We start from the raw sequence: 14,826 nt of genomic DNA, 5'->3' as shown, positions 1-14,826 counted from the left end.
ACAAACCCGCCACCAGCGTGTTTGTTCCAGGGAACAAAACCACAACAACATAACAACACCACAGTTGTAACACCAGATTTCCACACCCCCCCCCGCGGGGGTGTCGGAGCAAGGGTTACGGCGGTCATAGCGTGGGGGAAACGCCCGGTCCCATTCCGAACCCGGAAGCTAAGACCCACAGCGCCGATGGTACTGCACCCGGGAGGGTGTGGGAGAGTAGGTCACCGCCGGAACATCATTAAACGGTCGAGAGCCCCAACCACAGGTTGGGGCTCTCCCGCATTTAACACCTGTTTCGAACCCGGCAGGGCCGTCTTTTAGACCCCGCAGATCCCGGGCATTCCGGCGACGCAACGCCGCCGGAAGCGGGGGGCCCCGGGCCGCAGGTAGAGTTGATGACCATGGACAATCTCTTCAGCCACGCTGCCTCTGACGCTCCCGAGACACCGGAGCCGGCTGCGGCAGACGGTCTGGACCCCCTCGTCTACACCGTTGTCGTTCCGGGTGCCGTCGCCCGCGCCTTTGTCGGTTTCACCGAACACACCCACCTTTGGTGGCCGCTCGAGGAGCACAGCGTCTTCGGGGCCGGCTCCTATGTTGAATTCGAAGAGCATCTGATCCTGGAGAGTGCGGACGACGGCCGGACGGCCATCTGGGGGTCCATTGACGACTGGCAGCCCCCGTTGTCCTTCCACGCCAGCTGGCACCCCGGATCGTCGGCCGTGTGGTCGACGGAGCTTCGCGTCGCGTTGCGGGCCGTCGAGGGCGGCACGGAACTGCGCCTTGTCCACAGCGGATGGGAAGGCGCCGAGGATCCTGCCGCCACGCGGGCGGAATACGCTGCCGGCTGGCCGGAGGTACTGGACCGCTTCGTGCGCTTCATGGGGACCGCAGGCTGACCCTGCTCGCCTGCACGCCTGCACGCCTGCACGCCTGCACGCCTGCACGCCTGCACGCCTGCACGGCCGCGTGGCGGCGCGCCGCGGTCCGCAGGCGGGCGTCAGCGGTGGGAACGTCTGCGCCTAGCGGAGCGGTACTGAGTCCACGGGAGGTACGGCGGTGCTGGAACGGATGACGAAGCGGGTCGGGAACTCGGTGTCGGCCGCCCCGGGGTCGCCGACTCCGTCGAGTCCGGCCAACAGGCGGCGGACCGCCAGTGCACCCTGGCCGCGGGCGTCCTGGTCGATCGTCGTGAGCCCGAAGACCTCGCCCAGTTCGTGGCCGTCAATGCCGATCACGGAGAGGTCGTAAGGCACCCGGAGGCCAAAGTCGCGGGCGGCGAGAATCGTGCCGATCGCCATCTCGTCGGATGCCGCGAAGACAGCCGTCGGGCGTTCCACGGAGCCGCCCAGCAGCTGCCGGGCGCTGGCGTAGGCGCCTTGAATGGTGAAGTCGGCGGAGACCTGCCAATCCGGACGGACCGCCAGTCCGGCGTCCTTCATGGCTTTCTTGAATCCGCCCTGGCGGGTTCCCGGCAGCCGGAAATCCTTCTCGTAGGCGGCGTCACCGGTCATATGGGCGATTTTGCTGTGGCCGAGCTGGATCAGGTGGCGGGCCGCGGCCTGCGCGATCCCCGAATCGTCGATGCGGATGGTCGAAGCCCCGGGCAGCGGTCCGCCGATCCCGACGATCGGCCGGTGGATCGCGAGCAGCTGCTGGATTTCGGCCTCGCTGAGCTCCAGCGAGACCGCAATCACCGCATCCACCCGCTTGCGCAGCAGGAAGTCGTTCAGGACGCTGTGCCGGCGTTCCTGTCCCTCGCTGACGTTGTAGAGCGTGAGGTCGTACCCCGCGTCCAGCAGGGTGGCCGAGACCCCCTCCACCACCGAGGAGAAGAACCAGCGGTGCACGGACGGAACCACGAGGCCGACGTTGTGGTTCCGTCCGGAGGCCAGGCTGGATGCGTGGTAGGACAGAACGAACCCGAGTTCGGCCGCGGCCGCCTGCGCACGTTCCCGGCTGCGGGTTGAGACATTCCCTTTGCCGCTCAAGGCCCGCGAAACGGTGGCTATGGAGAGGCCAGCGCGCTCAGCGACGTCCTTGATGCCGGGCATTCTTAGCTCTCCGCGTCCTAGATGTAGATTTCCAGCCAAACAGTTTCCCCTGAGCCTAACGGATGCCCGGAGCCGCCCGGTCCAGATGACTCGAGTCCTTCCCCGGCGGGATCCTGGGAGCTGCGCAGCAGCACCCGGCCGGCCGGCAGGTCGATGGCGTCCTGCCCCGCATTGAGCAGGATCAGGGTGGTCCCGTTCAGGTACGCAAGGCAGCTGTCCGTGCACCATTCCTCGGCCCAGGCGAGCGACCCCTGGCCGAGCCCGAGTTCGCGGCGGGCGGCGAGCATGCGCCGGTAGAGGTTGAGGTGCGACGACGGCGAGGCGGCCTGGGCATCACGTGCCAGTTCCACGAAGCTTGCCGGTTGCGGAAGCCAGGGGGCGGCGCCGTCGCCGAATCCTGCATGAAGTTCCGCGGCGCGCCACGGCAGCGGCACGCGGCAGCCGTCACGGCCCAAGCGTTCGCCGCCGGTGCGGGCGAAGGTGGGGTCCTGGCGCTGCTGGTCCGGGATGTCGATCCCGTCGGGCAGCCCCAGCTCTTCACCCTGGTAGAGGTAGGCGCCGCCGGGCAGGCCAAGCATGAACATGGAAGCGGCCGCGGCCCGGGAGCGGCCGAGGGCCTCGTTCGGCTGGGGATCGAAGCTGCCGATCCCGTCGCCGTCGCGCGGTGCGTGGCCGTCGTATCCGAACCGGGTGGCGTGCCGGACCACATCGTGGTTGGAGAGCACCCAGGTGGTGGGGGCGCCGACAGAGTCCAGGGCGGCCAGGGATTCGGTGATGACGCCGCGCATGCGGTGGACGTCCAGGCCGGCGTGCAGGTACGGGAAGTTGAAGGCCTGATGCATTTCGTCCGGCCGGACCCAGTCGGCCAGGCGGGGGAGCGGATCCACGTTCGCTTCTGCGCAGAGGATGCGGTCCGGACCGAACTCGGCCAGGATCCGCCGCCACTTGCGGTAGATGTCGTGCAGGGCCGGCTGGCCGAACATCGGTGCGTCATGGCCGGGGTAGCCGTCGCAGCTGTTGCCGTCGGCGCGGCCGCCCCACTCCGGCAGGCCCGGGGCCTTGACCAGGGCATGGGCGACGTCCACCCGGAAGCCGGAGACGCCGCGCTCCAGCCAGAAGCGCAGGACCCGCTCGAATTCCTCGTGCACGGCGTCGTTGTCCCAGTTGAAGTCCGGCTGGGAGGTGTCGAAAAGGTGCAGGTACCACTGGCCCGGTGTGCCGTCCGGTTCCGTGATCCGCGTCCACGCCGGCCCGCCGAAGTGGGACTGCCAGTTGTTCGGCGGCTCCTCACCGAACTGCCCGCGGCCGTCGCGGAAAATGAACATGTCCCGTTCCGGGCTGCCGGCGGGCGCGGCCAGGGCTGCCCGGAAGGCGACGTGTTGGTCCGAGCAGTGGTTGGGGACGAGGTCAACGATCATCCGCAGGCCCAGCCGCGTGGCCTCGGCCATCATGGCGTCGAAGTCCGCCAGCGTGCCAAAGAGGGGATCGACGTCGCAGTAGTCGCTGACGTCGTAGCCGGCGTCGCGCTGCGGTGAGCGGTAGAACGGCGAGAGCCAGACGGCGTCGATGTCCAGTTCGGCCAGCTTCGGCAGTTCCGCAGTGATCCCGGCGAGGTCGCCCACGCCGTCCCCGTTCAGGTCCCGGAACGAGCGCGGGTACACCTGGTAGATCACGGCCGAGCGCCACCAGCCGGGGAGGTGGTCTGCGGCGTGGACCGGCGTCAGGGGGCTGGTCAGGGGCCCGGCCAGTTCGGCGGGGGCGATGAGTGCTGAATCAACGGACATGCCGGCAATCGTAAGGCTGAACCCCCGCAAATGAAAACGCTTCCAGACATGAATTCAGTGCGTCGTTTTTGCCAGCGTCTGGATAATCCCTACTGCCGTGCCCTGCCAGGGCACTGAAGTGCGGCTTCATCCTGTGGAGGCGGGCTGGTGGGGCTGATTCGACCGCGGGTGTTACTCGCCAGTAGTGTGACTTTCCAAAGTCATAGTCACCGTGTACTTTGGAAGCGCTTGCAGTTGTGAGCCACATCACCGATGATGCCACCCGGCCCTGGACTCCTCACCGGAGTTTTCCGACAGGGCCTTCAGCATGGATGCAGGACATTATGAAAGGGACACCAATGAAGGTGCAGAACACCCTCACCACCGGGACCAGCCGCCGGGTTTTCTCGGTCGGTGCAATCTCCGTAGTTGCCGCGCTGGCACTGAGCGCCTGCGGCGGCGCCGCCGCCACGGCACCGGCCACCGCCACGGCCACGGCCAAGCCCGACCTGAAGTCGGCCGGGGCCAGCACGATCACCATGTGGGTTGATGCCGAGCGCTCACCCGCGCTGAAGGACATCACCGCCAAGTTCCAGGCTGACACCGGCATCGAAGTGAAGCTCGTGGTCAAGGACTTCGCCGCAGTCCGCGACGACTTCATCACCCAGGTCCCCACGGGCAAAGGCCCGGACCTGATCGTCGGCCCGCACGACTGGGTGGGCAAGTTCGTCCAGAACGGCGTCATTGCCCCGGTTGAACTCGGCGACAAGAAGTCCGGCTTCCAGGACTCCGCCGTGAAGGCCATGACCTTCAACGGTTCCGTCTACGGCGTCCCGTACGCGATTGAGAACATCGCGCTGCTGCGCAACACCGACCTGGTGCCCGCGTCCGCCAAGACCTTTGACGAGGTCATCACGAACGGCAAGAAGGCTGTCGCCGACGGCAAGGCCAAGTTCCCGTTCCTGGTCGGCATGGATCCCAAGCAGGGCGACCCGTACCACCTGTACCCGCTGCAGGCCTCCATGGGCTCGCAGGTCTTCGGCCTGGCTGCCGACGGCGGCTACGATCCCAAGCAGCTCCTGATCGGCGACGCCGCGGGTGTTGAGTTCGCCAAGAAGCTGGCCGCCTGGGGCGATGCCGGCGACAAGATCATCAACTCCAACATCACCGGTGACATTGCCAAGGAGAAGTTCCTGGCCGGGGAGTCCCCGTACTTCCTGACGGGTCCGTGGAACTTGCCGGACGTGCAGAAGAAAGGCATCAAGTTCGCTGTGGACGCGCTGCCGACCACCGGTGACAAGCCGGCCCAGCCGTTCATCGGCGTCAACGGTTTCTTCATCAGCGCCAAGAGCGCCAACGCGCTGGCCACCAACGAGTTCGTGACCAACTACCTCACCTCCGAGGACGCCCAGGACTCGATGTACAAGGCCGGAGGCCGCCCGCCGGCACTGAAGGCATCCTTCGAGAAGGCCGCCAGCGATCCCATCGTGGCAGCCTTCGGCAAGATCGGCGCCACCGGCGTCCCGATGCCGGCAATCCCGGAAATGAGCGCCGTCTGGGCTGACTGGGGAGCCACGGAGCTTGCCCTGATCAAGGGCCAGGGCGACCCGGCCGCCGACTGGGCCAAGATGGCCGCCAGCATCAAGGCAAAAATCGCGGGGTAGTCCCCGCGCCGGTTCCGGACGTTCCCGGACGGACACGAGCCGGTAAGCACCGGTCCGGGCGGCAGCGATGCCGCCCGGACCGTTCCTGCACCACCACGAGCTGCCCCCAAGGACTGTAGCCATGACAGATACCGAACTCCGCCAGGCCGCCGGCGCGGCCTCAGCAACGGACCCCGACGGCTCCGGCCCCGCCGGACGGCCAGGCGGCCCGGGCAAGGGGCGCCGCCGCTTCGGCGCGGACACCACCAAGGGCACCGTTGCCAAGATCGTGCTGCTGGGCCTCGTGGACGCGCTGGCCATCTACGTCCTGATGATGCTTTTCCTCAGCGAGTCGTGGGGTGCCCTGGCAGTCTCCTCCGCCGTCGTGCTGGTGATCAACTGGATCTACCTGCGCAAGGGCGGTCTTCCCGCGAAGTACCTCGCTCCCGGCGTGCTGTTCCTGCTGGTCTTCCAGGTCTTCGTGGTCCTGTTCAGCGGCTACATCGCCTTCACCAACTACGGCGACGGGCACAACAGCACCAAGGATGACGCGATCGCCGCCATCCAGCTCACCGCGCAGAAACGCGTCCCCGATTCACCTGCCTACAAGGCCGCCGTCCTTGCCAAGGACAACTCCTTCTACCTGCTGTTCACCGATCCGCAGGGCAAGGTCTCGATCGGGAACACGCAGGCGCCCCTGGAGGAAGTCTCCGGTGCCGGCAAGGACTCCACCGGCAAAGCCAACGCCGTGGACGGTTACCGGACGCTGAACTTCCAGGAGATCGTCGCGAACCAGCAGAGCATCCTGGCCATCACGGTGCCGGTTTCCGCGGACCCGGCCGACGGGACGTTGCGCACCGCAGACGGCAGCAACGCCTACCAGTTCAAGCCGGCCCTGACCTACGACGCCGCGGCAGACACCTTCACCGACACCGACACCGGCGCTGTCTACCGGGACAACGGCAAGGGTGCCTTCGCGGCAGGAAACGGCGAGACCCTCACCACCGGGTGGAAAATCGACGTCGGCATGGACAATTTCGTCCGCGCCTTCACCGATCCCAGCCTGCGCGGTCCGCTGCTGGGTGTCATCCTCTGGACCTTCACCTTCGCCGTCGCCTCCGTTGCGCTGACCTTCGCCATGGGCCTGTTCCTGGCCATCACGTTCAACCGCGAGGACCTTCGCGGCAAGAAGGTGTACCGGATCCTGATGATCCTTCCCTACGCCTTCCCGGCGTTCTTGTCCGGACTGGTCTGGTCCGGCATCCTCAACCCGCAGTTCGGCTGGCTCAACCAGACCCTGCTGGGCGGTGCCACCATCGGCTGGCTCACGGACCCGGTCCTGGCCAAGGTCAGCGTGCTTGTGGTCAACCTGTGGCTCGGGTTCCCGTACATGTTCCTGGTCTGCACCGGTGCCCTGCAGTCGCTGCCGACCGAGCTCGACGAGGCCGCCCGGATGGACGGTGCAGGCCCGTGGCGGGTCTTTCGTTCCATCAAGCTTCCCCTGCTGCTGGTTTCGATTGCGCCGCTGCTGATCTCCTCTTTCGCCTTCAACTTCAACAACTTCAACGTGATCTTCATGCTCACCGGCGGTGGCCCGCGCTTCGCGGACACGGATCGGGACATCGGGGCGACGGACATCCTGATCACCCTGGTCTACAAGGTGGCGTTCGGGCAGGGGACGGGGCGTGACTACGGCCTCGCCAGCGCCCTGGCCATCATCATCTTCATCATCGTGGCCACTGTTTCGGCCATCAGCTTCAAGCAGACCAAGGCACTCGAGGACGTGAACTCATGAACGGTTCAGCAGCAGGTACCGTCAACACAGCGGCTCCGGCCGGCGCCGGGGACACCGCAACAGGAAGCACCACCGACGTCGAACAGCTCAAGGCGCTGCAGCGCCGGCGCCCCTTCGGCGTCTGGTTCAGGGACAAGGGCTGGCGGCACCTCGTCGGCATCGCGGTGACCATCTTCGCGATCTTCCCGCTGCTCTACGTGCTCTCCGCGGCGTTCAACTCCACCGGCACGCTGGTGGGCTCCAACGCACTGTTCAGCCGGATCGACTTCGGGAACTTCACCGAACTGTTCAACAACCCCGCCCGGCCCTACGCCCGCTGGTTTGTGAACACCATGGTGGTGGGCGTCGTGACGTCGGCGGCGACAGTCTTCCTCGGCGCCCTGGCGGCGTACGCGTTCTCCCGGATGCGGTTCAAGGGCCGCCGGATCGGCCTGCTGAGCCTGCTGCTGCTGCAGATGTTCCCGCAGCTGCTCGCCGTCGTCGCCATCTTCCTGCTGCTCAGCGGCATCTCCGAGGTCATCCCGGCGCTCGGCCTCGGCAGCCAGCTGGGCCTCATCATGGTGTATCTCGGCGGCGCACTGGGCGTGAACACCTACCTGATGTACGGCTTCTTCAACACCGTCCCACAGTCCCTCGACGAGGCAGCCAAGATCGACGGCGCCAGCCACTCCCAGATCTTCTTCGGCATCATCATGCGCCTCGTCACCCCGATCCTGGCGGTCGTGGGCCTGCTGTCCTTCATCGGCATCTCCGGCGAATTCGTGATCGCCAGCGTCGTGCTCACGGATCCGGACAGCCAGACGCTCGCCGTCGGTCTTTACTCCTTCGTCGCACAGCAGAGGTCCGAGAACTGGGGCGTCTTCGCCGCCGGTGCCGTGCTGGCGGCGGTGCCGGTGATGGCGCTGTTCCTGTTTCTGCAGCGCTACATCGTCAGCGGCCTCACCCAGGGCTCAGTGAAGGGCTAGGCATGACCGTTCAGGGCACGGCGGCACGTGGCTCAAGCGGGCACGGTTCAGGCAGGCTGGGCTCAGGCGGGATCGGTTTCGCGGGGCCGTTGCCGCACCACGACGGCTCGGGCCTGCACGCTCCGCAGCACCCCGCGCTCGGGGACGAGGCCGTGCTGCGGGTCCGGGTGCCGGCCGCCTGGGGACGTGCCACCCGGGTCTGGCTCCGCTCGATCCACGACGGCGAGCCCCGCTACCAGCCCGGCACGTGCCTCGGAGAGGCCGACGGCTGGGCCTGGTGGGAGGCGCCCATGGCGGTCACCAATCCGGTGGCCCGGTATCGATTCCTGCTGGAAGCCCCGGTTGTGCAGACGGAGCCCGACGGCGGTGTACCCGGCGGTGCGGACAGCACGGGTGGGTCCGACGGGGCCGGCGCAGGGAGCGGTGCGGCTGGCGAGCTCCGGTACTGGAGCCTGAACGCGCAGGGTCTGTTCAGCCGGGACGTCTCCGACTACGCGGACTTTCGCCTGACCACGTTCCCGGCAGCACCGGCATGGCTCCGGTCAGGCACGATGTACCAGATCTTTCCCGACCGCTTTGCCCGTTCCGCCGCTGCTGAAGAACGCCTGTCCACCGCGGCGGCGCTCAACCCCGTCGCACCCGACTGGGCAGTACCGTGCAGCTGGGACGACACCCCGGTGGACGGCTCGGGCCCGCAGACCCCCTACCAGTTTTACGGCGGTGACCTCGGCGGCATCACCGAACGGCTTGACCACATCCAGCAGCTTGGCGCTGACGTGATCTACCTGACGCCCTTCTTCCCGGCGCGGTCCAACCACCGCTATGACGCCGCAACGTTTGCGTCCGTGGATCCCCTCCTCGGCGGGGACCTGGCCCTCGTGGAACTGGTGGAGGCCGCCCACGCCCGCGGTCTGAAGGTGATGGGCGACCTCACCGCCAACCACTCCGGCGACGCCCACGAATGGTTCCGGCGCGCCCTCGCCGACGCCGATTCGGCGGAAGCGGGCTACTACTTCTTCAATGACGACCACACCGGGTACGAGGCCTGGTACGGGGTCGCCTCGCTGCCCAAATTCAACTGGTCCTCGCAGGGTCTCAAGGAGCGGTTCGTGCTGGCCGACGACTCGCCCGTGGCCCGCTGGCTCAGGCCTCCCTTTAGCCTCGACGGCTGGCGGATCGACGTCGGCAACATGACCGGAAGGCTCGGCGCCACGGACCTCAACCAGGACGTGGCCCGGCTGATCGCCGGCCGGGTCCGGGAGATCAACCCGGAGGCGGCGCTGCTGGCCGAGGCGACCAACGACGCCGCCCCGGACTTCAGCGGTGAACACTGGCACGGCGCCATGACGTACTCCAACTTCACCCGGCCGCTGTGGTCCTGGCTCGCCGGCGACGCCCCGCACGTCAATTTCTTCGGCACCCCGTTGCCCGGGCCCAACCGCACCGGCGCCGAGGACTTCCTGGCCACCCACCTGGACCTGGCGGCCGCGTTCAGCTGGGACGTCCGGCAACAGAACATGAACGCGCTGAACAGCCACGACACCGCGCGGGCAGCGACTGTGATGATCGACGGCGGCCAGCGGCTCGGGGCAGTCCTGATGTTCACGCTGCCCGGCGTCCCGGTGGTGTTCGCAGGCGACGAATTCGGGCTCAAGGGGCACAACGGGGAAGCCTCGCGCACGCCGATGCCGTGGCACGATCCGGGACGGGTCCTTGAGGACCTAAGGGGTGACTACGCCGCGCTTGCTGCGCTGCGCCGGGGCCAGCCTGCGCTGACCGGCGGCGGAATCCGCTGGCTGCACGCGGAGGGGGACGCCCTCGCGTTTGTGCGGGAAACGGCCGGTAGCTGCGTTCTCGTCGTCGTGGCCCGGGCCGCCGCGGATGTACAACTGGCGCCGGGGACACTCGCCGACTCCCAGCGGCTGGCCCTTGCAGGGGAGCCGGCGTTCCGCACCGGGCAGATCAGGGCCCACGTCAGTCCAGGTCACCTCGCTAACGGGCAGATCAGGGCGGGTGACCTCGCCGATGGGCAGATCAGGGCGGATGGCGCGGCCCCAGGCGCCCTGATCTGCACCCGCGGCGCCGCGGCCGCTGTCTGGGTGCTGCCAGGTGCCATGCTGCCGGGCACCACTCCGCCTTAGCCCGCCAGGGGCAGCCGCGCCTTAGACTGAAGGCCGGATTCGACGAACTGGAGACCGCATGAGCATCATTGACGAGCTCACCTCTGCCCTGGGCCGGGCGAAAGTCGCACTGGACGCCCCCACGCTGACCCTCTATGCCGTGGACCAGGCGCCGGTGTTGGACTTCCAGCTGCCGCAGGCCGTAGTTCTGGCTGAATCTGTCGAAGACGTCCAGGCCGCCGTCCGCGCCTGCGCCGCCCACGGGGTGCCGCTGGTGGCACGCGGAGCCGGGACCGGCGTGTCCGGTGGTGCGCACGCGAGCAAGGACTGCGTCGTGCTGAGCCTGGAACGGATGAACCGCATCCTGGACCTCAATCCCGATGACGAGACCGCCGCCGTCGAAGCCGGGGTCATCAACGCGGATCTCAATGCAGCAGCTGCAGTCCACGGACTCATGTACGCCCCCGACCCGGCGAGCTTCAAGATGTCAACGATCGGCGGCAACGTGGCCACCAATGCCGGCGGCCTGCGCTGCGCCAAGTACGGGGTGACCCGCGACTCGGTGCTGGCGCTCGACGTTGTGCTGGCGGACGGCTCGCTCATCCACACCGGCCACCAGACGTTCAAGGGCGTCGCCGGCTACGACCTCACCGGGCTGTTCGTCGGCTCCGAGGGGACGTTGGGGATCGTCGTCGGGATCACCGTCCGGCTCAAATACCTCCCCCAGGACGTGCACACGATCGCCGCCTTCTACCCGGACTTCCACAGCGCCGCGGCGGGCGTCCTCGCCGTGGGAAAGGCGCGCGTGCAGCCGGCCATCATGGAACTGCTCGACAGCGGCACCCTCGCCCAGCTCGACGAGATCCACGGCTCGGACCTGGCCTCCAGGGGGCGGTCCCTGCTGCTGATCCAGACCGATGGCTTCGGCGCCGCGGCGGAGGCAGCGGTGATCCGGCCCGTCCTCGTGGCCGGCGGCGCGGTGGTGACCATGGAAGCCAGCGCGGAAGCCGAACAGCTGGTGGAGCTGCGGCGCAACAGCCGCGGGGTGGAGGTCGACGACGAATACCGCGTGGGCGAGGACGTCGCCGTTCCCCGCTCCCGGCTGGTCGATTATGTGGAGGCCCTGGAGGCCATGGCGGCAACGCACCGGGTCAAGCTCAAGGTAGTGGCGCACGCCGGGGACGGCAACCTCCACCCCACGTTCTGGGTGGACCGGGTGGACAAGACCGTGGCCGCGGACGCCATGGCGCGCCTCGAAGCCGCGCTGGACGACTCCATCACTGTGGCCCTGGCGATCGGCGGCACCATCACGGGGGAGCACGGGATCGGCCAGTACAAGCTGCGCTGGCTCGGGCTGGAACAGAAGGAACCCGTGCGCGAACTGCAGCGCCGGATCAAGGAGCTCTTCGACCCGGCCGGCATCCTGAACCCCGGCAAGGCTATTTAGCCCGGCTGTGCCACCACCCGGTGTCCGCGGACCTGGCCAGTCGGAAGCCTGGTCGTCGGAAGCCTAGTCGTCGGAAGCCTAGTCGTCGGAATCCGGGTATTCGTCGGCGGACTCTTCTGCGCCGTAGCGGGACTCCTCGGTCTCCACCTCGAGGATCTTGAGCAGCTCGGTGTCCGGGTTGAGCATGATGGCTGCCTCGTCGCGGCGGTGGCGGAGCTCGGAGTCGATGTAGGACTGCACCGCCTCGGCCAGCGGGATGTGCCGGTTCTCCTTCTCGGACATGTACCAGCGGTGCTCCAGGATCTCGTGCACGACCTCCGCCGGCTCCAGCTTCCCCGACAGGTCGCGGGGGATGGAACGGACAATCGGTTCGAAGATCTGGCTGACCCACAGGTGGGCGCTGTATTCCTCATTCATCCCGGGGTGGTTGTCCGCCCGGAAAGAGTCCATGTCGTTCAGCAGCCTGCGGGCCTGGTTTTCCTGGGCGTCCAGGCCGGTCAGGCGCAGCAGCCGGCGCTGGTGGTGCCCGGCGTCGACCACCTTGGGCTGGAGCTGGATGGTGGAACCGTTCTGCGTTGTCTTGATGGCGTATTCCTCGACGTCGAACCCCAGCTCGTTGAGCTTCCGGATGCGGGCGGCCACCCGCCAGCGCTCACCGATCTCGAACGATTCCTTCTCGGTCAGCTCGGTCCAGAGGCGCCGGTAGCTGTCCATGATGAGCTCGCTGGTGGCCACAGGGTCCACTTTTTCCTCGATGAGGCCGCCGTCAAGCAGGTCCATGAGTTCACCGGCAATGTTGACGCGGGCGATCTCCAGATCGTATTCGCGCTGTCCGGTGGAGAGGTCCGGGTACAATTCGCCGGTCTCCGCGTCCACGAGGTAGGCGGCGAATGCGCCTGCGTCGCGGCGGAAGAGCGTGTTGGACAGCGAGACGTCGCCCCAGTAGAACCCGATCAGGTGCAGGCGGACCAGCAGCAGGGCCTGGGCATCGATCAGCCGGGTGAGCGTGTCCTTGCGCAGCATCTGGGAGAAAAGGGCGCGGTACGGCATGGAGAACTTCAGGTGCCGGGTGACCAGCACGGGGTTCAGCGGCCGGCCGTCGGGCGTGGTGCGCCCGGTGATGACGGCGACCGGTTCCACGCAGGGGACGTCCAGCCGGGCGAGTTTGCGGAGCATGTGGTACTCGTGGCGGGCGACGTGTTCCGAGGTTTCCTTGATGGCGATGACGGAGCCGCCGAGGTGGGCAAAGCGCACAATGTGGCGGGAGATGCCGCGGGGGAGCGCGGCGAGGTTTTCCGCCGGCCAGTCCTCAAGGGCAATATGCCACGGCAGGTCCAGGAGTTCCGGCTCGGTGGCGGCGGCGGTGATGCTCAGCGAGCTCGAGGCCACAGAGCCCTTGCTGTCGTTAGCGCTGGCGGCTTCGAACCGGGGCAGCTTGCCGATTTGACCGTAGTCGGTCGGTTCGTCGTGCCACCGGGCACTGTTGTCCTCGATCATGGGGTTTTCCTCGGTCATGAACCAATTCTTCCGTACTAAGGCTGGCGGCCCTAACGAAAGGATGCCGCCAGGGAAGTTAAAGCCCGACGGCGGCCCTCCAGTCGGGAGGACCGCCGTCAGTCGTGCAGTGCCGGTGGGTGGGTGGGCCCACGCCGGCAGGGTTCCCTTGCCGACGCGGAGCGAGGCTAGGGAGCCGGTGGGGACTAGTCGCCCAGGCGCAGGCCCGTCTTGGTGTCGAACAGGTGCACGTGGCCGGACTGCGGGCGAACGTAGATGGACTCACCCTTCATCGGGGGGCGGCGGCCGTCGACGCGTGCGACGATGTCGTGGCTCTTGCCGTCCAGCGTGGTGTGGCCGTAGACGTAGGCGTCGGCGCCGAGTTCCTCGACGACGTCAACCTCAACCTGGAGACCTTCGCCGGCAGCGACCTGCTCGAGGTCTTCCGGCCGGGAGCCGAGCGTTACGGTCTTGCCACTGGCCTCTTCGAGGATGCCGTGCGGCACCGGGTAGATGGTCCCGCCGAACTGCACGCCGCCGTCGACGACGGGAAGCTCGAGCAGGTTCATCGCGGGGGAGCCGATGAAGCCGGCCACGAACACGTTCTTCGGCTTGTCGTAGAGGTTGCGCGGGGTGTCGACCTGCATCAGCAGGCCGTCCTTCAGCACGGCGACGCGGTCGCCCATGGTCATGGCCTCGACCTGGTCGTGGGTCACGTAGACCGTGGTGACACCCAGGCGGCGGGTCAGGGACGCAATCTGCGTGCGGGTCTGCACGCGGAGCTTGGCATCAAGGTTGGACAGCGGCTCATCCATGAGGAACACCTGCGGGTTACGCACGATCGCACGGCCCATGGCAACACGCTGGCGCTGACCGCCGGAGAGTGCTTTCGGCTTGCGGTCCAGGTACGGCTCGAGGTCCAGGAGCTTGGCGGCTTCACGGACGCGCTCGGCGCGCTCTTCCTTGCTGACGCCGGCAATCTTCAGGGCGAAGCCCATGTTGTCCGCGACCGTCATGTGCGGGTAGAGCGCGTAGTTCTGGAAAACCATGGCGATGTCGCGGTCCTTGGGGGGAACGTCGGTGACGTCGCGGTCGCCAATCAGGATTCGGCCGGAGTTTACGTCCTCAAGACCTGCAAGCATTCGCAGGGAGGTCGACTTTCCACAGCCAGAGGGTCCAACGAGGACGAGAAACTCGCCATCGGCGATTTCAATGTTGAGCTTGTCAACAGCGGGCTTATCCGTGCCCGGGTACAGACGTGTTGCGTTATCAAAAGTAACTGTAGCCACAGTTATCAATCCCTTCACCGGCAGGTACGTGCCGGACGATCCGTAGTGAATGGTCTTATTTTTCAGTTGTTAATTCAGTTGTTCGCACCTGATCGTGCGCATACTCCCCGGCCGAGGCCGAGGAGTATCCAATGACGCCGCACGGTTCTTGTGCGCCACATCACAACCAGAGTATGTCAGATTTTTGGTTAATGGGCCAAAATGTTACGGATGTCACACGTGATTCGGCTTACTCACGGCATGGGATGAGCTAGGG

Annotated in this window: 10 protein-coding genes and 1 rRNA gene; 7 read left to right on the top strand and 4 right to left on the bottom strand. The window is 67.0% G+C overall.

Going from position 1 to position 14,826, the window contains the following annotated elements:
• Positions 1-116: 116 nt before the first annotated feature.
• A 5S ribosomal RNA gene (gene rrf, locus AC1MFL_RS06250) occupies positions 117-233 on the top strand.
• Positions 234-401: 168 nt separating this feature from the next.
• A complete protein-coding gene (locus tag AC1MFL_RS06245) occupies positions 402-899 on the top strand; it encodes an SRPBCC domain-containing protein (RefSeq protein WP_479815346.1) in 498 nt (165 codons plus the stop codon).
• Between the two features lie 123 nt (positions 900-1,022).
• On the opposite strand, the gene AC1MFL_RS06240 is transcribed toward AC1MFL_RS06245, so the two are convergent.
• Positions 1,023-2,054, bottom strand: a complete 1,032-nt coding sequence (locus AC1MFL_RS06240) for a LacI family DNA-binding transcriptional regulator (RefSeq protein ID WP_479814070.1) — start codon at positions 2,052-2,054, stop codon at positions 1,023-1,025.
• 17 nt (positions 2,055-2,071) lie between these two features.
• Complete coding sequence (locus AC1MFL_RS06235; RefSeq protein ID WP_479814068.1) at positions 2,072-3,838, bottom strand: glycoside hydrolase family 13 protein; 1,767 nt, start codon at positions 3,836-3,838, stop codon at positions 2,072-2,074.
• Positions 3,839-4,176: 338 nt separating this feature from the next.
• On the opposite strand from AC1MFL_RS06235, the gene AC1MFL_RS06230 reads away from it, so the two are divergent.
• From AC1MFL_RS06230 to AC1MFL_RS06210, 5 genes are all read left to right on the top strand, one after another.
• Positions 4,177-5,481, top strand: coding sequence for a sugar ABC transporter substrate-binding protein (locus AC1MFL_RS06230; protein ID WP_479814067.1), 1,305 nt, complete (start codon positions 4,177-4,179; stop codon positions 5,479-5,481).
• A gap of 121 nt (positions 5,482-5,602) precedes the next feature.
• Positions 5,603-7,255, top strand: a complete 1,653-nt coding sequence (locus AC1MFL_RS06225; RefSeq protein WP_479814065.1) for an ABC transporter permease subunit — start codon at positions 5,603-5,605, stop codon at positions 7,253-7,255.
• Positions 7,252-8,220: a sugar ABC transporter permease gene (locus AC1MFL_RS06220; RefSeq protein ID WP_479814063.1), complete on the top strand. Its 969-nt coding sequence runs from the start codon at positions 7,252-7,254 to the stop codon at positions 8,218-8,220. Before AC1MFL_RS06225 ends, AC1MFL_RS06220 begins: the two co-directional genes overlap by 4 nt.
• Before the next feature lie 2 nt (positions 8,221-8,222).
• Complete coding sequence (locus AC1MFL_RS06215; protein ID WP_479814061.1) at positions 8,223-10,361, top strand: glycoside hydrolase family 13 protein; 2,139 nt, start codon at positions 8,223-8,225, stop codon at positions 10,359-10,361.
• A 58-nt stretch (positions 10,362-10,419) separates the two neighbouring features.
• The gene (locus tag AC1MFL_RS06210; protein ID WP_479814059.1) at positions 10,420-11,787 is read left to right on the top strand and encodes an FAD-binding oxidoreductase; all 1,368 of its coding nucleotides are present in this window, start codon (positions 10,420-10,422) and stop codon (positions 11,785-11,787) included.
• Between the two features lie 78 nt (positions 11,788-11,865).
• Here the strand turns inward: AC1MFL_RS06210 and AC1MFL_RS06205 are convergent, their stop codons facing one another.
• Positions 11,866-13,284: a DUF4032 domain-containing protein gene (locus AC1MFL_RS06205; protein WP_479815344.1), complete on the bottom strand. Its 1,419-nt coding sequence runs from the start codon at positions 13,282-13,284 to the stop codon at positions 11,866-11,868.
• Positions 13,285-13,487: 203 nt separating this feature from the next.
• On the bottom strand, positions 13,488-14,570 hold the full coding sequence (locus AC1MFL_RS06200; protein ID WP_301224740.1) for an ABC transporter ATP-binding protein: 1,083 nt from the start codon (positions 14,568-14,570) through the stop codon (positions 13,488-13,490).
• Positions 14,571-14,826 lie beyond the last annotated feature (256 nt).

The sequence above is a fragment of the Arthrobacter sp. BG3 genome (assembly GCF_056680185.1).
This window is presented reverse-complemented; position numbering and strand designations above follow the sequence as displayed.